The sequence below is a fragment of the Desulfotalea psychrophila LSv54 genome (assembly GCF_000025945.1).
GTDB classification, from domain to species: domain Bacteria; phylum Desulfobacterota; class Desulfobulbia; order Desulfobulbales; family Desulfocapsaceae; genus Desulfotalea; species Desulfotalea psychrophila.
This window is the reverse complement of the sequence record NC_006138.1, coordinates 1894204-1916542: the sequence shown is the minus strand read 5'-3', so window position 1 is coordinate 1916542 and position 22339 is coordinate 1894204. Positions and strand designations below refer to the sequence as shown.

The following is a 22339-nucleotide window of genomic DNA, read 5'->3' as shown; positions in this document are numbered from 1 at the left end:
CAACATGATTTTATTCTACAATATACTACAACTTATCGTCTTGCTCTGCCTATGGCCTCTTATAATTTTATTTATCTGGGCCAAGAAAAAATACAGAACTACCATGCCAAAACGTTTAGGCTATGGGATCAAGAAGACAATAAGCACCGGTCAGGCAGGAGAGAAGTGCATCTGGCTCCATGCCCTCTCCGTGGGCGAAGTCACCTCAGTACTTCCCCTCATCATCGCCCTACGCCAGAATATGCCTCGGGCCAGAATCATTATGACAGTGAGCACAAGCTCAGGCAAAAAACTTGCCGAGACGGTCGCCTCTCCCTACGTTGATAGCATTATCAGTTCTCCCATTGACATACTACCTGCTGTTTATCTCTTTGTGCAGAGAATACAGCCGGATATTTATATTCAGGTAGAAACAGATTTCTGGCCCAACCTCTCCACCATCTTAAGGCGCAAAAAGATCCCACAAATTCTGGTAAATGGAAGAATATCAGAAAAATCAATGGCACGTTATAGACGCTTTCACCTCTTCTTTCAACCCATCTTTAAAAACTTCGCCTTCCTCTCTATGCAGACAGAAAATGATCGAAAAAACATGCTTTCCTTAGGGATCAGTCCGGAAAAAATACTGACCTTGGGCAATCTGAAATTCGACACAGTTCTCAATAAAAAGAAAAATCCACTACCAGATTTCTTTGTCCGTCTGGCAAGGGAAAAACAGCTTATTATAGCAGGATCGACCCATCCCGGAGAAGAAGATATCATCCTCCAGGCATTCAGGGAAATTATCACAGAGAACAAAAATGCCCGCCTCATTATTGCTCCACGTAACATCAGCTGCGGTGCAGAAATCCAAAAAAAGGCCAGAGAACTCAGTCTCAGCGCCAACAGGAGATCTGAAAATATCTCAGAGGAGAGCGATGTCCTGATAGTCGACAGCCTCGGAGAACTCATCCACTTTTACAAGCTGGGCCAAATCGCCTTTGTGGGAGGAAGTCTTATCGATTACGGTGGGCACAATCCCATAGAACCCGCCCTGATGAATATCCCCGTACTTTTTGGAAAACACATGTCTGATTTCAGGGAAATACGGCAGCTCCTCCTGGAGACAGGTGGCGCACTGGAGGTTTCTGAGCAAACCTTGGTAAGTCTTTGCAATCAGCTTCTCCAGTCTAAGACAAGGAGGAAGGAGATGGGCGATGCGGCCCATCGATGCATCGAGAAACAACAGGGCGTAATCCCAAGGCATATGCACTATATCAGGCAACTGCTTGATGGATAAGATTACCCTTTTTATTTTTTCTATGCCAAACTAAGGGGACACACAATCTTCTTGAGGCGGCCGTGCTCCCCTATCACAAAACAAAAAAGACTCTCACAGGGCTGGTAAGCTATTACCTGCTCACGGCTGTTGTCATTGCCTACAGTCTCGGTATATTACTCGGCACATACAATCTGCTCGGAGTGGACCCTACCCGCATAGCCTTCCTCGGCCTGGCCGTCCTGATTCTTTTTTTACGGAACAAAACAGCAAGCCTGCTCAGCATTTGTCTCCTGTTTTTTCTCCTCGGCATACTCCAGACCCAGCAAACGGCCCTGGGGCCCAGAAATCCTCTCCATATAAGAGAGAAGATATCTACTCCGCAAGAGCTTACCCTCATTGGCGTTTTGGACTCCATGGTAATCTCCTCTCCTCACGTCACCAAGGTCCTGCTGGATGGACTTTATATCCAATACCCCCTGAAAAAAAATCTGACACCAACCAGAGGAAAAATATCCCTTTATCTGCAGGGTAAATGGCCCGAGGAAATCAAACCGGGAGAGATGGTGGCCATCCGGGCAAAATGCAAAAAGCCCGTTGGCTATGAGGGTGCAGGTATCTTCAGCTATCCTCTTTTTTTGGCCAGAAAGGATATTTGGATCACCGGCTCTATTGCCTCTCCCCTCCACATTGGCAAAATTAACAAAGAAAATCTCCCCCAATCCCCGAAACCAAACATCTTCTATCTTGCCGAGAGAATCCGCTCTGATTTTGGAGAATTTATCGACAAAACAGAACCTGCAACTGCGGGATTATACCGCGCCATCCTCTTGGGAGACCGTGCTCTTATTCCAACACCGGTCCTGGAAAATTTCAAAACATGTGGGCTCATGCATATCCTGGCAATTTCAGGTCTGCATATGGCCATTATTTTTTCCCTGCTCTATGGCCTGATACTTTTTTGCCTGCGACAATCAAACCATATATTACTCCACTATGATATTCACAAGATAGCAGCGTTCACCTGTCTGCCCTTTCTCCTCTTATATTCACTAATAACGGGAACAAATACCCCAGTGGTCCGAGCAGTTATCATGATAAGCCTTGTCCTCTTTGCCCTGTGCATTGATAGAAAAAAATCACCTATCACCCTCATTGCCTGCGCAGCACTACTGATCCTCCTCTCTCATCCACAGCAAATTTTTACGGCATCATTCCAACTCTCCTTTGCGGCGGTGGTGGGCATCTCCCTTGTCATCCCTCAACTACAAAAGCGCCTCCTCCCCCCACCAAAGGAGACAAGTCGTGCAATTTCATGGTTACTCATCAGCAAAAATATCATCCTAGCCGCCCTACTCGTTTCAACGGTTGCCACTCTGGCAATCCTCCCCCTCTCTCTCTTCCACTTTAATCGCATATCCCTCATTGGCCCGATCACCAACCTCATTGCCGAACCACTTATCTGTCTCTGGAGCTTGCCCCTTGGCATCCTCGCCATCCCCCTTAAATATATCCTCCCCGGCCTCAGTGAAATTTTACTACATATGGGAGGATGGGGACTCCTCCTCAGTATCTCCTTCACCGACCTCTGTGCCAGGCTACCCTTTGTCCAGATATGGACAACCACACCTGCCATCTGGCTGATAGTACTCTACTATTTCGGTTTCATCCTCTTACTTTTAAGAGGCCTATGGAGAGGGGGGACAGTTCTTGCCTCTATACTCATCGGCGCAGCCTTCCTCCTCCTCTGGCTACCAAGCACAGGCATCCTCAATTCTCTACAGAGAACAAACTCTATCAGCTTCATCGATGTTGGCCAGGGAAGTGCAACTCTTTTAGAGATGGAAGGTGGCTACAGGGTACTTATAGACGGAGGCGGTTCTGCCTATCTGCAACCGGGAGTTGGCAGTAGGGTTATTGCCCCCTTTCTCTGGTATAGGGGAATTTCGAACCTCGATGCCATTTTTGTAAGCCATGGCGACAGCGATCACACAAATGGCCTGCCCTTCTTACTGAAGCATTTCGGCATCAAAAAGATCATTGTTGCCAGTCGTTTAGGTTACGGGGTAAGATTTTCCGCTCTTATCCAAGAGGCAGAGGCGAAAGGAATAGAGGTAATTATTGCCCAGCAGGGAGACACCTTCACCTTTGGCAAAGGCCTTATCTCGTGTATCTATAATTTTGCTGGCAGAGAGAAAGAGGGCAAGAGAGTGGCAAGAAATATGGGTATTATCCTGCAGGCAAAGTTGGGAGGCATCACGGCTCTCTTTCCAGGAGACATTCATGCCAAAGCGGAAAAAGCCTTACTTAAGCAAAATATCCATTCTGATATACTACTTGCCAGTCATCATGGTTCCAAGACGTCAAGCACAGAGGATTTTTTACGAGCCGTTGCTCCCGGAGCCATCATCATCTCCTCAAGCCCCAGCCGCAGAGAGTCTTTCCCCCATCAAAAAATAATAGCCCGGCTGAACAGACTCCTGCTTCCCTACTATCTAACAGCCAATAACACCACCATAAATATCCAAATAAAAGATGGCCGCTACCGGATAGAGGGACTGGAGAAAAGAGCGGATAACCCTCTCCTCCCCAAAGAGAAACGCCTCCTCTTTGAAGGAATATCAGCCAGGCAGGCCAAGCTCAAGATATAGATCGCCCCTACCCTGACTCGACTCGGCACCACGACCCCGCAGACGCAACTTTTGCCCAACAGTTGAGCCGGCAGGAACCTGCACCTTAAAATGCTCTTCACCCCCGGAATGAGGCACAGAGATCTCCACGGTCTTTCCTACTCTCATCTCTTCCAGACTAAGCTCCAAAGTATAGGCAATATCACCGGATAAGGGTAGCTGTTCAGCTACCTTTTTTTTCTCCTCGCCGTAGCCAAGAAAATTTCCCACCCGCCGGCCTAGAGAACGCATAACGGTTTCTTTATTTGGAAGTTTTTCTTTTATCTTTGCCTTTGCTACCTGGCCTGCCAGAGAGCCCAAAAACATTACCCCACCAAGAAACATTCCACCCCGTTTACCAAAAAAACTCTTTTGGACAAATTCAGGATTTGAACGCAGACCGGATTTCTGAAACTCACCTAAAATGGTACTGAACATCTGCTGGAACTGGGGATCATTGAACAGATCACGAAAAATTTCTTCCTGGCTATAGGAGAAGCCGGTGGTGCCGGCACCAAAACCACCTCCTGCGGCCCCAAATCTATCGTACTCCTGTCGTTTTTTGGAATCACTGAGGACACCATAGGCCTCGGCAATCTCCTTAAATTTTTCTTGAAACTCGGGATTATCAGGGTTCTGGTCAGGGTGATACTTCATGGCAAGCTTGCGATATTTTCGTCGTAACTCATCGCTCGTACAGTCTTTATCAAGCCCCAGTATTTCATAATAATTTTTCATAGTTATGCCGCATCTATCTCTTTAATAGTTATTAGAACCAGGAACAAAAACAAATTAATCATTATCTACATAATGTCATAGGACAAAAACAAAAAAAAGCCCTTTGAAGAAATCTTCAAAGGGCTTGATACCAGACAAAATTACAGGACTAATTGCTTACCGGCTTGCCAACAACGCGTATGAGGACAAAAACAGCCAGAATCGAAATGGGAAGTACCAAAAGAATAGGCATACCAAGACCTGCCGGGATATATCCAAAGAAAATGGCAATAAGCGCTACGGGAACCGCATAATAAAGCTGTGTTCTGGTGTGATCAATATGATCACAGGCAGAACCCATGGAGGAGAGAATCGTTGTATCCGAGATAGGGGAACAGTGATCGCCAAAAATAGCGCCGGTCAATACCGCACTCACATTGAGAATAAGGTATGAATGATCTGGAGAGAGCGCATAGGCAAGCGGAATACAGAGTGGCATTAAAATACCCATTGTTCCGTAGGATGTTCCCGTTGCAAAGGATATAACTGAACCCATAATAAAGACAATTGCAGGGAGCAGAAATACAGGGATTGCATCGGAAAGAACGGTAACAAGATAGGATGCGGTGCCGAGCTCCTTAATCATACCGGAAAGAGACCAGGCAAGCAGGAGGATAACGGCGGTAATATTCAAAGATTTCACTCCCTGAATCCAGGTAGAAACCGCCTGTTCCATGCTGAGAATTCTTTTTCCTACGGCAATTACCATGGCAACAAGGCCAGCAATAAGCGCTGCCTGAAAGAGCACAACGGAGGCATCGGAGGCGCCAAAGGCCTCTCGTACTGCCAAAAAGCTCATTGGATCATTTTTTAACAGGGTAACAAGAGCAGCATTACCTCCAGCCATTACCGATCCGTAACCGTTAAAATAGAAGCCGAGAAAGGCAGCGACAATAAGGGTACCAATTGGAATAATTGCATACCAGATACTGGCCTTAACATCAGGATCCGGCTCTAAATCTGTTGCCTCATCAGCCACCATTGGTTTTGCATCGTCAGCAAGTAGCTTACCGGTGGTTCTGGCACGCTGCTCTGCCTTATACATTGGGCCAAACTCACGCATGAACCAAATAGTACCAATGATAAAAAAGAGGATTAAGATGTTATAGAAACGGTAAGGAATGGTCTCGACAAAAAGTCCATAGGCATTTATTTCAAGCCCAATCCCCTGCAGTCCATCACGAATCAAACCCACCTCATAGGCAACCCAGGTAGAGATAAGGGCTATGCCGGCAATGGGAGCTGCCGTTGCATCAATAATAAAGGCAAGTTTCTCACGGGAAACCTTCATCTTATCGGTTACAGGACGCATAATAGGACCCACAGTCAGTGAGTTTGCATAGTCATCAAAAAAGATAAACAGACCAAGTACCCAGGTAACAAACTGTGAACTTCTTGGGCTTGTTGCCTTCTTTGAAAGGGCCTCGGCAATGGCCTTAGCCCCACCCATCTTAGAGACGAGGGCAATCAAGCCACCAATAGCCAAACACTGGAGAATAATACCCGCGTTCCAAGAATCTGCAAGGGAGGAAAGAATTTCATTGGAGACACGCAAGAAACCATTCAAAAAGCCATGATAGAGATCAAGGCCCTTAGTCTCAAGCATCAGAGCGCCGGAAAACACACCGAGAAATAGAGATATCACTACGTTTCTGGTAATAAAGGCCAGAACAATGGCAACAAGCGGTGGTACAAGGGTAAAAAGACCAAATTTTACCGCATTCTGGGGTCCAAGACTCGAATCTGCTGCCCATGCTGGTTGGCAAATTGCCACCAAAGCTGTCACAGTCAGAAACAATAAAACTCTTTTTCGCATAATTCCCTTCCTTTTAGTTATTAACTAATAAAACATTTAAAACAAATATATCAACACTTTAGACTAAAGTTAAAACGCAGCCACAAGCAGAGAAAGTCCCATAAAGATAAGACCGACAAAAATAATAGTTCTATAGGAGCGCTCACCTAATCGCTTCGACACCCTGATTCCCACAAAACCACCACAGAGTACCCCAGGCAGGGCAAGTAGAAATGTTAAAAATGTTGTGAGAGTTTGCAGGCCTGTCAATATCTGGCCAACAAGAATTATCAGGCAGGAAAGAATAAAGGCTGCACTTAAAATCCCCTTAACTGCCTCCTGCGGCCAACGGGTAAGAGCCACATAGACAGCAAGAGGTGGTCCATTAAAGCCAAAGGCCAATCCCAGTATCGTTGACAGGATACCCGCCAAAAGTCCCCAAACTGAACTTATGGCAACCTGTTTTTTTTCTCGACGAATCAGGCCTAGACCGCCATAGAGTATAAGAAAAATTCCCATGGAGAGTTGGAGGACTGTCTCGGAAAGCAGGGGTAAAACCTTTATGCCAACTGCGGTACCAAAAATCCCGCCAATGACAAGATACTTCAACCGAGCCCATTGAATATAGCTACGATGTGACCAGGCAAGTTGTACATTCAGGGCCAAAACAATAAGAGTACAGCTTGGCACAGCGACACTAATACTCTCGCCAACCACGGCACTCCATATAGCAATAATGGGCATGGCAACCATCGCAGCCCCAAAACCCGCAATGTTGTTGACAAAGCCCGCTAACATCCACGCAAAAAAAACAACCAAACTGGCCATCAAACCACCATTCATTCAGAAAATAGATGAAAAAAACGAAGATCGCCCACCTTATACTATCTTTCGCCAGTTTTCCACCGAAAATAGCACTTTTTAGCATCTTTTTTCCCCGAAAGAGTCGCAGTAAAAACTCATTCCTCATGCCTCTATTCATCTACAAAAAAACAGACCTGTCATATAAAGATATATAACTATAACAATCTATTAAGGTATATAATAATGAGCCATCAGCTCTACGAAATAGCCTTCTTCAACAGAAGAGACGAAAAATCAACCGACCCTTGTCTGAATATTCATCGCCTAAAAAAGAGGAAGAGCAAACTTTATTTAAGCAAATATGCTTTTGCACCATTTTTTATTCTCCTTTGTTGACAGATAAAAGAGATCGTTTATAATTTTCTTTTCCTTGAAAAAAAAGACAAGCATAAGCCAACAAAATACCCCTTTTGCAGACAAGCAGAGGGGGAAATGTTGGCATAACCACAGAAGGCAATTTATGAAGAACTGGCATATTGACACACTTGCAGTACAGGCAGGCTATGAGCCTAAAAATGGTGAGCCACGTATTGTTCCCATCGCCCAGAGCACCACTTTTAAGTATGATACAGCAGGGGCAATTGCAGATCTCTTTGATCTCAAGGCCGCCGGACACATGTATTCGCGCATCAGCAACCCAACAGTCGCGGTCTTTGAGGATAAAATTGCAGCAATGGAGGGTGGCGTCGGTGCCCTTGCTGTTTCTTCCGGACAGGCGGCCTCGACAATTTCTGTGATCAATATTTGCCAGGCAGGTGATCACTTTATTGCTCTTGCCACCCTCTATGGTGGTACATTTAACCTCTTCAAACACAGTATGAAGAAATGGGGCATCGAAGTAACCTTTGTTGACCCTGCCGCCAGTCCCGAAGAGATAAAGGCTGCCTTTAAAGACAATACCAAACTCATTTTCGGTGAGAGTCTCTCCAATCCCGGTACCGACGTGCTCGATTTTGAGAAATTTGTCGCCATTAAAAATGAAATGGGCGTACCTCTCATTGTCGACAATACATTTCCTACCCCAATTCTCTGTCGCCCCATAGAGCTTGGCGCAGATATAGTGACCCACTCAACAACAAAATACATTGACGGCCACGCCACCAGTGTGGGTGGTATTATCATTGATTCCGGAAATTTTGATTGGACAAACGGCAAATTCCCCGGCCTGACTGAGCCCGATGACTCCTACCATGGCCTCTCCTATACAGAAACATTTGGCAAGGCAGCATACATTGTTAAGGCAAGAGTTCAGTGGATCCGTGATATTGGTTGCTATCAAACACCACAAAATGCATTTCTCTCCAACCTTGGCCTTGAAACCCTACATCTACGCATGGAGCGCCATTCTGAAAATGCTCTCCGTTTAGCAGAGTTCCTCGACGGGCATGACAAGGTTGAATGGGTAAAGTACCCCATGCTCCCAGCTGATTCCAACTATGCCCTCTGCAAAAAATACCTCAGTGCGGGTAGTGGCGTTTTAACATTTGGCGTAAAAGGATCAGCCCAGGACGCAGAAAAAATAATGAATTCCCTCCAGCTCGCCGCAATTGTTGTTCATGTGGCAGATGTAAGAACAGGCGTTCTCCACCCTGCCAGCATGACCCATCGCCAACTCAGCAGCGAGGACCTGGAAAAAGCAGGCATTACGCCCCAGCTTATTCGGGTAAGTGTTGGTATTGAAAAAATAGATGACATCATTGCCGATTTTAAGCAGGCCCTAGCCCAGCTATAATTTCCAACAGAGCTTAACAGAAAGTTTGCGCCCTGATCGCAGGCGCAAACTTTCCACAGCAGACCTTTCCTCCTAACTTTCCCCTTAGATCAAGCCTGTTTTGTTTTGACTGACTGGTCAGTCTTCTACATAAAAGCACAGCTTTCTATTGACATCATATCTAGATTATTAGATAATTAATGACGTTTTAATACCTTACACTTTTACTATCATACAAAATGACCAAAAAAGAAATTATTATCCAGGCCGCCACAGAGCTCTTTACCGAAAAAGGCTACCGAGAAACAACCACCTCGGATATCCGCAAGAAGGCAAAGGTCGCACAGGGGACACTCTTTTACCACTTTGCAAATAAGGAAGGAATATTATTGCATATTTTCTCTTCCATCATCAACTCCCAGCTGGAGGCGATAAAATTCTTCCCCTCCAACGAGGGAACAGGCATGGAGGCTCTTATAAAATATGCCCAATTTTGTAATGACTTACGCCGTGAAGAGGGCAGTACCCTCGTCTTTGTTTTGCCCAATTTTGTCCCAAGCCTGCTCTACCAACATGAGGAGACAAAAAAAATATTTCTTGAGTTCTTCGACACCTCTATAGCTCAGGTTGAGTATTTAATAAAGAGAGGTATAGAGGATGGCTCTATCCGGGAGATGGATCCACATACAACAGCGCATTTCTTTATTGCCACCTCAATAGGGATTGATCGACATATGACACTAACAATAGCCCCTACGCCGAATCTATTTCCCACTTACCTCAATTTTATGAAAAAAGCACTTGCCCCGGAGGCAACCTGATCTAAAATTGCTCACGATGAGTGACTTTAAAAAGTTTCTCCTATACACTTCAACAGGATTCTTATCAATGAAGACTACGTCATTTGTTAAATATTGCACAGGATTCGCCCTTGCCCTGGTATTTTGCTCGCCGCTCTCCTCCTTTGCCAGCGAAGAGCCGACAAAAGATGGACAGAAGGCACCAGCTACTGCCGTTTCTGCCATCACCCTCAAACCAACCGCAATTCAATATACCCAGCAGATTCCTGCCCGGGCCACAGCCTACAAGGTGGCAGAAATACGGCCACAGGTCACAGGAATCATAAAAAAACGTCTCTTCACCGAAGGAGGAGCGGTAAAAAAAGGCAGCCAGCTCTACCAAATTGACCCTGCACCCTACCAAGCGGTCTACAATAGTGCCAAGGCCGATCTACTCAAGGCCCATGCCAACCTTGAATCAACAAATGTCAAAGAAAAGCGCTATGCTCAACTTGTCCTGATCAATGCTGTAAGTAAACAGGCCTACGACGATACCTGGGCCGCACTTCTACAGGCAAAGGCGGATGTTGCCATAGCAGAGGCTTCAGTTGCCTCGGCCAAGATCAATCTTAAATACACCAAAGTTTATGCCCCTATCAGTGGCCTTATCGGTAAATCTAACGTGACAGAAGGCGCCTTGGTTACCGCAAACCAAGCTCCACTCATGGCCCAGATCACCCAACTCGACCCAATTTACATAGACATGCAGGAGGTACGTAACAAGGTACTTGTCATGAAACAAAAGGCGAAAAACACCGAGGAAATTCTGGTCAATCTCGATTTTGGCGGCAACCTTGGTATCTATCAACACCAGGGGAAATTGCAGTTTTCCGATGTTATCGTTAACCCTACAACAGCAAGCGTAGAGCTACGCGCCATCTTTCCCAACCCTGAACAGATCCTTTTCCCGGGTCTTTTTGCCTATGCCACCCTGCTTCTGGATGAAGTAGACGTTCTTCTCATTCCACAACAGGCAGCTATTCGTGGCCTGAAGGGAAAAGTTTCTGCCTGGACAATAAACGATAAAAGCCAGGCCGTTTCTGTATCAATAAAGGTGGGTGAATCCTATGGCAACAACTGGATTGTAACAGAGGGCCTTAAGGCAGGAGATAAGGTTATCACTGAAGGTTTCCAACGACTCCGAACAGAGGCAACTGTAAAAATCACGGCGCCTCAAGATACGGCAAAGAAATAGTCTTCCACCAAACTCTCTGTTAAGGAATAGACAATGTCTCGTTTTTTTATTGATCGTCCAGTTTTTGCCTGGGTCATCGCCCTACTCATCATGCTGGCGGGTGTCCTTGCCATCATCGGCATGCCAGTAGAGCAATATCCTACTATCGCTCCTCCTCAGGTCTCCATCTCGGCCTTTTACCCTGGTGCCTCTGCGGAAACTCTGCAAAACAGTGTTACCCAGGTTATAGAACAGGAACTGACCGGAATTGATAATATACGTTATTTCAGTTCCACCAGTGAGTCAGCAGGTATGGTAACCATTACAGTTACCCTGGAGCCGGGAACTGACCCTGATATCGCTCAGGTTCAAGTACAGAATAAAGTACAAACGGCAATGCCACAGCTACCACAGGCGGTGCAATCACAGGGGGTTACTGTTGAAAAATCCTCCACAAGTTATCTTTTTGTAACCAGCTTTTACTCTAACAACCCAGATATCGACCAGATCTACCTTGCCGATCTTATCTCATCCCAAATAAGTGACCCTATTTCAAGGATTAGCGGAGTCGGTACGGTAACGGCCTTTGGTGACCCATACGCCATGCGTATATGGCTCGATCCACAAAAAATGTACAGTTTTCAACTCTCAACAAATGAAGTACTGACGGCGATCTCTGAACAAAATATCGATGTCTCCGCAGGACAGTTGGGCGGCCTGCCTGCTGTGCAGGGACAACAGATCAACGCAACGGTACTTGCCCAGTCACGTTTAAAGACCGTTGATGAATTTGAAGATATTATCCTGCGGGTAAACACAGATGGATCTCAGGTACGCTTAAGCGACATTGCCTCCGTTGAACTTGGTGCTGAAACCTACGGCACCATCATTAAACGAATGGGAAAGCCCTGTGCCGCCTTTGGTATAAGTCTAGCAACGGGAGCCAACGCCCTGGATACCGCAGCTCGGGTAAAAACAAAACTGGCAGAACTGGCCGAATACCTACCGGTTGGAGTTGAGTACAGCTTTCCCTATGACACAACGCCATTTGTAAAAATTTCCATCAGAGAAGTTGTAAAGACCCTGTTTGAGGCTATCTTCCTCGTCTTTCTTGTTATGTTTCTCTTTCTGCAAAATTTCAGGGCAACACTGATCCCTACCCTTGCCGTACCGGTTGTTCTCCTCGGTACCTTTGCTATTTTACATGTCTGCGGCTTTACCATCAACACCCTCACCATGTTTGCCATGGTACTTGCCATCGGTCTGCTAGTGGATGATGCCATTGTTGTGGTAGAAAACGTTGAAAGGGTCATGAGCGAAGAGGGACTCTCGCCCAAAGAGGCCACCCGTAAATCCATGGATCAAATCACCGGCGCCCTCGTCGGTATCGCTTTAGTGCTCTCTGCTGTTTTTGTTCCCATGGCCTTCTTTAGTGGTTCTACCGGTGCTATCTATCGCCAATTTTCCATTACCATTGTCTCAGCAATGACACTTTCTGTGCTCGTCGCCCTGATCCTGACCCCAACCCTCTGTGCCACATTTTTAAAACCGGTTCCAAAGGGGCATGGCGAGAAAACGACTGGTTTTTTTGGTTGGTTCAACCGAACCTTCAACCGGGCACGGAGTGGGACCAAAAAAGCCTCCGGCTACATTGCCAAACGCAGCTTCCGTTTTCTTATCATCTACGCCCTACTCGTTGTTACCCTTGGCTTTTTATTCATGAAAATGCCAACGGGATTTTTACCAGACGAAGATCAGGGTGTTCTCATGGTAATGGCCTCGACCCCTGCCGGGGCATCAGCACAACGAACAGAAGCTGCAATGAAACAACTTGATCACTACCTGCAAACAGAACAAACCAAGAACATCGAGCAATATATGACCATCGTCGGTTTTAGCTTTGCCGGTCATGGCCAAAATACCGCTTTAGGCTTCCTCAATATGAAGGATTGGTCAGAGAGAAAGGGAAAAGACCAGAGCGTTATGGCCATTGCAAATCAAATTATGCGAGCCATGTCCGAGGTGAAAGATGCAATGATCTTTGCTTTTTATCCTCCTCCCATCATCGACCTTGGTACCGCATCGGGTTTTGACTTCCAGCTCATCGACTATGTAGGCCTTGGCCATGACAAACTGATGCAGGCACGTAACCAATTACTGGGCATGGCCAGAAAAAACCCCAAATTGGTCGGCGTTCGCCCCAATGGTCTCAACGATGTCCCTCAATTTAAGATAGAGATAGATTTCCAAAAAGCTCGAGCACTTGGCCTTGCTATCGCCGATATCAATGACACCCTGCAAACAGCGTGGGGTTCGAGTTACGTCAATGACTTTATGGACAAAAACAGAGTAAAAAAAGTCTATGTCCAGGGAATTACCAAATCACGAATGCAACCAACTGATATCGAAGAGTGGTATGTCAAAAATTCCTCGGGGAAAATGGTTCCTTTTACCGCCTTTACCAAGACCTCTTGGAACTACGGTTCTCCTCGTCTTGAACGATTTAACGGCTATGCCTCCATCAACATCCTGGGAGCCAATGCACCAGGAGTCAGTTCCGGTGAGGCGATGACAGAGATGGAAGAGATGTCCAAAAAGCTCCCTGAGGGTATTGGTTATGAATGGTCAGGGCTTTCCTACGAAGAGCGTGCTTCAGGATCCCAAGCTCCGGCCCTCTACGCCATCTCTATTCTCATTGTCTTCCTCAGTCTAGCAGCCCTCTATGAGAGTTGGTCCATCCCCTTCTCCGTACTATTTGTCCTGCCTCTGGGTATTATTGGAGCAGTTATCGCCACCTCGGCCTTTGGCATGGACAATGATATTTATTTCCAAGTAGCCCTGCTCACCACCCTTGGGCTCTGCGCTAAGAATGCAATTTTAATCGTTGAGTTCGCAAAAGAACTCTACGAAGACGGCCATACCCTTATGGATGCGGCCCTCACCGCCTTTGAACTGCGCTACAGACCAATCATCATGACCTCCATGGCCTTTATCCTTGGCGTACTACCACTTGCCACATCCAGTGGTGCCGGTGCCGCAAGTCAAAATGCGATTGGCATAGCTGTTATAGGTGGAATGTTTGCGGCGACATTTCTCGCAATCTTTTTTGTACCACTTTTCTTTGTAATCGTTGAAAAAATGTCCCTTAGCAAAAAACCGGAAGAGATAATCGTCGAAAAAGACAGCGAGGTAGAATAAATGAAAAAAAGATATATGACCCTGCTCTTAGCCGCCACCATGCTCTCTTCATGCGTGCTGATCCCAGAATACCAGCAACCGGAAACACCAACTGCTGCTACCTGGAAGGCGGGAGAATATGGCATAGAGTCAGAAGTAGATACAAACCAACTTGCCATAAACATTCCATGGCAGGAGTTCTTCCTCTCAGAATCTCTACGAGATGTGGTACAACTTGCCCTCGACAACAACAAGGATTTACAGACTGCCCTGCTCAACGTTGAAAAATCCCGGGCGACCTATAATATCCAACGCGCCGATCTTTTTCCAAAGATCAATGCCACTGGCTCAGGCCAGTTTGCCAATTATCAACCAGATGGCACTCCTGCCCAGGACCTGTATAAAGCAGGCCTGACAATGCCATCCTATGAGCTTGACCTCTTTGGCAGAATTCAGAGTTTGAGTAAAGCCGCCCTAAACAGCTATCTGGCAACGGAGGAGGCTCAAAAAAGTATCTCTATTGCCCTGATTGCCGAATCGGCAAATACCTATCTGCAGCTTATCAGTGATATCGAAAGCCTGAACTTCTCCCATAAGACCCTAAAGGCACAGAAGAAGAGTCGCGATCTCATCATGAAACGTTACCAGTACGGCATTGCCACAAAACTTGATATTGCCCAGGTGCAAATTGCAGTGGAGACATCCCGGACAAAACAGGCACTCTATACCCGCCTGGTGCAACAGGACAAAAATGGCCTTGTCGCCCTGCTAGGGATAAAAGATTTTAGCAAGATACCCCTGCAAAAAAGCCTACAGGAGGTGGCCCTCCTCCAGGAGATCCCCGTTGGCCTTCCCTCTCAGATACTGCTCAACCGACCTGATATCAAACAGGCCGAATATCAGATGAAGGGGGCAGGGGCAAATATTGGTGCCGCCCGAGCTGCCTTCTACCCGCGCATCGCCCTTACGGGTGAGCTGGGATATGCCAGTAATGATCTTGGCAACCTGTTTAATCATGGAGTGTGGAATTTTGGTCCATCGATATCTATTCCTGTTTTTAATGCAGGACAAAACCGGGCAAGACTGAAGGTTGCAGAGGTAGAGCAAAAAATTGCCGTTACTCAATATGAAAAGACAATTCAAAATGCCTTCAGGGAAGTTGCCGATCAACTTGTGGCAAGGGATACCCTGGGCGAACAGCTCAATGCCCAAGAGATGTTAGTGAACGCAAGTCAAAATGCCTACGATCTCTCCATGATGCGTTACACCCAGGGCATCGATAGTTTTCTCAGTGCGCTCGATGCCCAACGTAGCCTCTTTACTGCCCAGCTGAACAAAATTGACATCAAGAGACAGGAACTTGCCAACAAGGTAAGCCTTTACAAGGTTCTCGGTGGCGGCCTTAGCACAACCCTTGAATAAACGCACATCTCGCCTAAGGGCCTTTTGCAAAATAAGATGGCCCTAAGTGCTGGCTAGTCAGAGGCTAGCTAGCACTCCCCCCTTTTAAACCAGCCTAAGGTAGCAGATCATGCGAAAAACTATAGAAAAAATTCGGGAGATATTCGTCCTATCACGACTTCTCCCGTCCCTCATCCTGCTCCTCCTTACCACCTCTTGCACCGTAAACGGCCCAAGAGAAGAGCTGGCAGTGAAAGAGGTACAGAAGCTACAGCTAACAGGCCCCATCAGCAACCGCTTGGCCGAGATCTCTGGCCTGACATGGTTTAAAGACTATCTTATCTTCCTACCACAGTATCCAAATTTCCCAAAGAAAAGTGGAGGGGGAAGGATCTTTGCCCTCCATAAAAGAGATATCTACAAGGCCATCACAGATGGTTCTGTCCTGCACCCCCTTGAAATTGAATTTAAGGGACCAAATCTGCAGAATATCCTCCCGGGATTTGAGGGTTATGAGGCAATTGTCTTTTCCGGTAATACGGCCTTTCTCACCATCGAAGTGGAGCCAAGTCCAGGCAAGGCCTATGCCCTAATTGTTACCGCCTCCATGGCAGAGGACCTCTCCAGCCTACAACTCTCATTTGTCGATATCGAGAGATCCATACGAGTCGAGTCACCCTCCCATATCCCCAATATGAGTGAAGAATCATTGGTAATTATAGGACACTCTCTCTACTCTATTCATGAGGCTAACGGAAAGTCGGTCAATCAAAGGCCTGTTGCCCATGGATTTAGTCTCAGGAGATCTGGCCAGAACAACATCCCCTTTCCTGCCCTGCCATACAGAGTTACAGACGCCACTGCGGCAGATAAGAACAATAAGTTCTGGGTAATCAACTATTTTTACAGGGGAGACAAAAAGCTGGCAGGCGACCCAGATATATTACAAGAAGATGAGATAGGCCTCAATCCAGGAGGATTAGAGAGAATTGTAGAATTGCAGTATGAGGATGAGGCAATCAAACGGACAAAAAAAGCAGCCATTACCCTAAAGCCGCTACCCGGTAAGAGCAGAAATTGGGAGGGAATTGTCCGCCTGGAGGACAAAGGGTTTCTCTTGGTGAGCGATAAATTCCCCACAACAGAGTTCGCCTTCGTCCCAGTGCAGTGACGCCTCCCCTGGCACTCATTACATTTCGGTGAAATCACTGGGCGGTTTACGCAGAAATTTAACAAATTTACTCTTATCACCGGCATTTGAATATGCATCTTCTGCACTGATCATCTTCTTTTCTAAAAGGGTCATGATCGAATCATCGAGGGTTCTCATACCAAATTTCTTCCCTGTCTGCATAGAAGAGATAATTTGAAATGTCTTTGCCTCACGAATAAGGTTACGGACTGCCGGGGTTGCAATCAAAATCTCCAGGGCTGCACAACGCCCCTTCACATCGGTTCGCTTAAAAAGCGTTTGGGAGACAACTGCCCGTAACGAATCAGCAAGGGTGGAACGTACCTGACCCTGCTCACTTGCCGGAAAAATTTCAATAATTCTGTCAACGGTCTTCATGGCATTAATGGTATGCAGGGTGCCAAAAACCAGGTGACCTGTCATCGCTGCCTCCATGGCAAGTTTGATCGTTTCCAGATCACGCAGCTCACCTACCATGATAATATCGGGATCTTCACGCAGGGCGCCACGAAGGGCTGTGGCGAAGCTGTCTGTGTGCGTTCCCACCTCCCGGTGATTAACCACACATCTCTGACTGCGATGAACAAACTCTATCGGATCTTCAATGGTAAGAATATGATCCTTACGGACCTTATTTGCCTCATCAATGATAGCAGCCAGAGTCGTCGACTTACCAGAACCAGTAGGCCCGGTAATCAGGACAAGCCCCTTGGGCAGATGGGCAAGTCGACAAATTATATCAGGAAGCCCCAATTCAGCACAGGTCTTAATCTCACTGGGAATTTCACGAAAGACAGCTCCGACACCATATTTTTGTTGGAAATAATTGCATCTGTAACGAGCAAGTCCAGGGATTTCATAACCAAAATCAATATCTCCCGTCTCTTCAAATAACTTGATTTTCTCTTCCGGGCAAATTTCATAGAGCATTGCCCGCAATTCGTCATTTCCCAGTTTTTTAAATTTTACCCGCTCCATGTCACCACGGATACGCAACACGGGCTGCTGATTTGCAACCATATGTAAATCCGAAGCGCCTTCATCATTCATCAATTTAAAAAAACCGTCTATTTGCGCCATAGCCTCTCTTATTCCTTACAAAATCGCACATAAATTTTTCAACAAATGCCAGAATATTAAATTGGTAGCATATTTTTTTTCAAATAGGTAATCACCTCATCGGGGTCATCAAGCACAACAAAGGCATCCAAATCTGCCGCATCAATATTGCCATGGGAAAGCATGGCGTCCCGCATCCACTCAACCAGACCTCCCCAGAAAGCACTGCCATAGAGAACAATAGGAAAAGGGGCTATACGATTTGTCTGCACAAGGGTGAGGGCCTCAAACAGTTCATCCATTGAGCCAAAGCCCCCCGGCATACAGATAAAGCCACGAGAATACTTAACAAGCATCACCTTACGAACAAAAAAATACTTAAAATGAAGGGCGTAATTCAAATAGGGGTTACTCTCCTGCTCATGGGGAAGATCAACATTCAATCCCGCTGAAAGCCCACCAGCCTCATAGGCCCCCTTATTAGCGGCCTCCATAATGCCGGGACCGCCACCTGTAATAACAGCCCATCCTGCATCGGCCACTTTTTCTGCCAAGATAACAGCATCCTTATAGTGTTTGTCAGCAGGGGAGGTACGGGCAGAACCAAAAATTGTTATCGCAGGGGCATCAATTGCACCCATTGATTCAAAGCCCTCGGCAAATTCCCCCATAATGCGAAACATTCTCCAGGAATCTCCCTGCTTATTGTTCTCCAAACAATATCGAGACTTTTTGGCTTAGGCACCTTCTTTTCCATACATCCTCCCTTCTAAGATGAAAATAGCAATATCCATGGATCTACTACTCTGGCAGCAGACGACGAGCCTTTGCATACTCCTTTAAATCAGTATACATCTTTGCCAATGTTTTTCTGGCCTCTCGCTGGACTTTTTTTCCAGACAAACATTTTCGAGCAAGACAGAGGGCCTCTTCCACCTCACCACAGGCAAATTGCACCTCCGCCAAACGAAGCTTCAATAGCGGATCAACGGGATTTTTTTCAACACTCCTGCGACAAAGAGAGAGAGCAACTTCATTGCCTTCCCCCTCACAAAAATAGAGATAACCAAGCAGACTCATAGTCTTATCTTCTAAGCAGTGCGCATGAACAGCTCGTTGTAGCCAGGCAATGGCCTTTTTAGATTCTCCTATATCATTATAAGATTTTCCAATATAGTACAAAATATCATCCAACAAATAATCATTTTCTCCCTGAGCAAGAGGCAGCAACAGTTCCAGGGCCCGTTTGCCGTCCCCCTCCTCACTACACAACATACCAAGTTGCAGAGAAATATCCCTGAGCATCTTCTCTTCACCACCCGACTCCTGCAGGAGATGAATCGCCTGTTCAAAGCAGTCAATAGCCATTTTAAAATCATGAGTAGCCCGGTAATATAATCCACTATTGTAAAGAGCCATAAAATTTCGCGGTTCCAGTTGCAGAACCTCTTGAAAACAGGAGAGAGCTAAGCGATTGCCCATCATGGCATAGGTAACACCCAAACTGTTAAGCAAATTTACATTACTGGAATCACAGACCAAACCGGCCTTATACTCCCGAACCGCCCGAACAAGGTCACCTTCAGCATAGTAGATATCACCGCTGACATTAAGACTGACAGCACCAAAGAGAGTAACTGTTTTTTTGCCATAAAAGAGGGCATGAAGCAGGGCCTTTTTGGCATGGCCCAGGGTCTCTTTTGCAGAAAAATCTTGATAAGGAAAATGCCCAACTCCAGCTGATACAGCAGTTTTCCGGGCAGAGAGTCGAACCACCATATCACTGGCCCAGAGTTGAGCCCGCTCTGCCGTGAAATTTGGCAGGAGCACATAAAACTCTTCCTGCCAGACAAAAATTTCCATATCCTCAGGGCCGAGAAAAAGATCCTCCAGGCTCCGACGGCAGACCTGATCCTTCTTAAAAAGGACAAGACAAAATTTCTCCAAATTACGCTCTGCCCGCTGAATCCTTTTCCGGACAGCTGCCTCAGGCTCGGCCAGTGGATGTCGATGAGGATAGGCCAGGGTTGTATAATCACAAAAGCTATATGGTCCCCGGCTATAGGCCTCTTGTAGAGCCGTCCAGGCCTGATCAAGCAACAATCGCCCGCTGACGCCAAAGTTCTCTTGGGCCTGCGTAGAGCCAACCCCGATATGGACACGGCGACACCCCTCTCTTCTCAAATATCCCAGCAGTTGTGCTGTATAGGCCAGAGGATCGACGTCTACCAACAGGGCAAAAAGGCTATGCCCCATATAATGCAATAGCCCTATATCTTTAACGAAAGACTGCAATAGCCGGCTTGCCTTTTGCACATGAATATAGCCGTATCGACTCCTTGAACGCGGGGGGGGGATTTCTATAAAGAGCAGCCCACCATTTTGCCGAAACCTTGGCTCTTCGACTAAAAATTCAAGTGATGACAAATTCAAAAGGCCCGTTTGCAGGTCCACCCGTCTCTCTTTTTCCTCAAGAAATTTTTTCTGAATAAGATGATGGATCCTCTCTAGCCAATCCTCTGTACACCTCTCTGCCACAAAGGGATCAATACCCTCGACAACAGCTAAGACAACCTCTTCACTAGCCAACATAAAGGAGAGAAGCAGACACTCATCCGCAAAATAGGCGAAATCTAAACGCCTGGATTCGTCTGTTTGTTGAGGATGGCCAGATCTCTCGGTGGCATCGGCAAAGGATACCTCTACACTGGTTGGTACAAGTTCTAAAATTATCTCTCTGAAATAGGTGGAAAATCTCCTGAAATCTTCAGCAGTCAGCGTTTTATCCTCCAATTGTAAAGGAAAAGGGATCAGCATCTAGCTAGCCTCCAAAAAGAACTCTAACAAAAGGGAACAGAGCAGTCCCACTTCATCATCCTGGATGGTTCGCACATCCAGAAGAAACTTTTCATTTTCCAAGCGACCAATAATAGGGGTATTGAGCTTTCGCAGCCTCTTTTCAATCTCGCTTAACCTGATATGCTCCGGTCTAAACGCCACCGCCCAGCTGGCAAGATCATGCTCGGGAAAGGCCCCTCCTCCGACCCGGGACATGGTTGGCACAATTCGAAGCGTACATTTTTCTTTAAGTTTTGCTGAGAGCCTGCGAGAAATACGCCGTGCCCTCTTTAAGAGGACATCCTTGCCCGTCGTCAGCATACGGAGGGTTGGTATCTCCTGCAAAGCCTGCCGGCTATCGTAGTAGGAACGGAGCACCACCTCCAGGGCGGCAAGGGTGAACTTATCCACCCGAAAGGCCCGGTTCATTGGGCTTTTCTTGATGCGTTCAACGACCGACTTACTGCCAACAATGATACCAGCCTGGGGACCGCCGAGTAGCTTATCACCGCTAAAGGTCACCACATCAACACCGGCCTTAACCAGTTCCTGCACAGTAGGCTCCTTAGGAAAACCATAGGAGGTGAGGTCAATGAGGGAGCCACTGCCAAGATCTTCCATGGTCAGTAGGTTTTTTTTTCGAGCAAGCCCCACCATCTCTTCAGCAGGCACCTCAGAGGTAAAGCCTATTATCCGAAAATTTGAGGTATGCACCCGAAGCAGCATAGAGGTCTGCTCGCTGATAGCATCTTCATAATCATAGAGATGAGTTCGGTTGGTGGCACCGACCTCTACCAGATCTGCACCGCTTCTTGCCATCACATCTGGTATCCGAAAAGATCCACCAATTTCCACAAGTTGCCCCCGAGAGACAATAACCTCTGTACCACGACAAAGGGCATCGAGGGCAAGGAAAACTGCGGCGGCATTATTATTAACAACAAGAGCCGCCTCGGCACCGGTTAACTCACAGATAGTATCTTCGACCAGACTATAACGACTCCCTCTTTTACCCGTTGCCAAATCAAATTCCAGGTTAGAGTAATAGCTTGCCGTCTGAGCGAGACGTTCTGCTACCTGGGAGGATAAAAGAGAGCGGCCAAGATTTGTATGAATAACAACCCCCGTACCGTTGATCATCCGTCGCAGATTAGGGGCCTGCCTCTCCTTGAGTTCTTTTAGAAAGCAGGCATGCCAGGAGTCCTCTGCCCTTTTCTCTGTTATTTTCCCAGCAAGAATCCCCTGACGTTCACGAGCAATGCAGGTCTGGACAGATTTTTTCAAGACAAAATCGGAAGAATAGGCAACACCAGTAGAACGCAGCTGCGCGATACTTTCGTCAACCTTAGGCAGGGTACGTAGCAAGTTATTTTTCGGCATAACAATTACTCTTTATATGATGGAAAATAGATTATATAGCTGTTTTTTTCAATAAGCCAATAATATCAATCAACAAACACAAGGTAAAGCCATGTGAGCTAACAGGCGTAAAAAAAAGAAGAAAGGCCGTACAGTCACGCAATAATAGACATTACTATATTAAAAAAGCGGAGATCCTCAAACAAGATACTTAAACTAAATAATA

The 22339-nt window shown here is 46.5% G+C and carries 15 protein-coding genes; 8 read left to right on the top strand and 7 right to left on the bottom strand.

Annotated features, from left to right (window positions below):
- The first annotated feature begins 103 nt into the window (after positions 1-103).
- Together DP_RS08670 and DP_RS08665 are read left to right on the top strand one after the other, a co-directional pair.
- Positions 104-1279, top strand: a complete 1176-nt coding sequence (locus DP_RS08670; protein WP_041277814.1) for a 3-deoxy-D-manno-octulosonic acid transferase — start codon at positions 104-106, stop codon at positions 1277-1279.
- A gap of 62 nt (positions 1280-1341) precedes the next feature.
- Positions 1342-3909 carry a DNA internalization-related competence protein ComEC/Rec2 gene (locus tag DP_RS08665; RefSeq protein WP_011188945.1) on the top strand — a complete coding sequence of 856 codons (2568 nt, stop codon included), beginning with the start codon at positions 1342-1344 and terminating at the stop codon, positions 3907-3909.
- Here DP_RS08665 and DP_RS08660 read toward each other — a convergent pair.
- The 3 genes from DP_RS08660 to DP_RS08650 form a co-directional block, all read right to left on the bottom strand.
- Positions 3880-4665, bottom strand: a complete 786-nt coding sequence (locus tag DP_RS08660; RefSeq protein ID WP_011188944.1) for a J domain-containing protein — start codon at positions 4663-4665, stop codon at positions 3880-3882. The genes DP_RS08665 and DP_RS08660 overlap by 30 nt on opposite strands.
- Positions 4666-4813: 148 nt before the next feature.
- A complete protein-coding gene (locus DP_RS08655; protein WP_011188943.1) occupies positions 4814-6520 on the bottom strand; it encodes a Na+/H+ antiporter NhaC family protein in 1707 nt (568 codons plus the stop codon).
- Positions 6521-6589: 69 nt separating this feature from the next.
- Positions 6590-7327: a sulfite exporter TauE/SafE family protein gene (locus tag DP_RS08650; RefSeq protein WP_162096644.1), complete on the bottom strand. Its 738-nt coding sequence runs from the start codon at positions 7325-7327 to the stop codon at positions 6590-6592.
- Positions 7328-7823: 496 nt separating this feature from the next.
- Here DP_RS08650 and DP_RS08645 point away from each other — a divergent pair, with 496 nt between their 5' ends.
- The 6 genes from DP_RS08645 (at position 7824) to DP_RS08620 (ending at position 16836) form a co-directional block, all read left to right on the top strand.
- Complete coding sequence (locus DP_RS08645) at positions 7824-9095, top strand: O-acetylhomoserine aminocarboxypropyltransferase/cysteine synthase family protein (RefSeq protein WP_011188941.1); 1272 nt, start codon at positions 7824-7826, stop codon at positions 9093-9095.
- 218 nt (positions 9096-9313) lie between these two features.
- Positions 9314-9895, top strand: coding sequence for a TetR/AcrR family transcriptional regulator (locus tag DP_RS08640; RefSeq protein WP_011188940.1), 582 nt, complete (start codon positions 9314-9316; stop codon positions 9893-9895).
- Positions 9896-9962: 67 nt separating this feature from the next.
- Positions 9963-11108: an efflux RND transporter periplasmic adaptor subunit gene (locus tag DP_RS08635; protein WP_049785046.1), complete on the top strand. Its 1146-nt coding sequence runs from the start codon at positions 9963-9965 to the stop codon at positions 11106-11108.
- A 33-nt stretch (positions 11109-11141) separates the two neighbouring features.
- Positions 11142-14285 carry an efflux RND transporter permease subunit gene (locus tag DP_RS08630; RefSeq protein WP_011188938.1) on the top strand — a complete coding sequence of 1048 codons (3144 nt, stop codon included), beginning with the start codon at positions 11142-11144 and terminating at the stop codon, positions 14283-14285.
- Complete coding sequence (locus DP_RS08625; RefSeq protein ID WP_011188937.1) at positions 14286-15686, top strand: efflux transporter outer membrane subunit; 1401 nt, start codon at positions 14286-14288, stop codon at positions 15684-15686. It abuts the gene before it with no gap.
- Between the two features lie 109 nt (positions 15687-15795).
- Positions 15796-16836, top strand: coding sequence for a hypothetical protein (locus DP_RS08620; protein ID WP_011188936.1), 1041 nt, complete (start codon positions 15796-15798; stop codon positions 16834-16836).
- 18 nt (positions 16837-16854) lie between these two features.
- Here DP_RS08620 and DP_RS08615 read toward each other — a convergent pair whose 3' ends face one another.
- The 4 genes from DP_RS08615 to selA all read right to left on the bottom strand — a co-directional run bounded on the left by DP_RS08615 (position 16855) and on the right by selA (position 22134).
- Positions 16855-17937, bottom strand: coding sequence for a type IV pilus twitching motility protein PilT (locus DP_RS08615; RefSeq protein WP_011188935.1), 1083 nt, complete (start codon positions 17935-17937; stop codon positions 16855-16857).
- 56 nt (positions 17938-17993) lie between these two features.
- Positions 17994-18599: an LOG family protein gene (locus DP_RS08610; protein WP_049785045.1), complete on the bottom strand. Its 606-nt coding sequence runs from the start codon at positions 18597-18599 to the stop codon at positions 17994-17996.
- Positions 18600-18717: 118 nt separating this feature from the next.
- Positions 18718-20733, bottom strand: a complete 2016-nt coding sequence (locus DP_RS08605) for a tetratricopeptide repeat protein (RefSeq protein WP_011188933.1) — start codon at positions 20731-20733, stop codon at positions 18718-18720.
- Positions 20734-22134: an L-seryl-tRNA(Sec) selenium transferase gene (selA, locus tag DP_RS08600; protein WP_011188932.1), complete on the bottom strand. Its 1401-nt coding sequence runs from the start codon at positions 22132-22134 to the stop codon at positions 20734-20736. It lies immediately after the preceding gene.
- Positions 22135-22339: the final 205 nt, after the last annotated feature.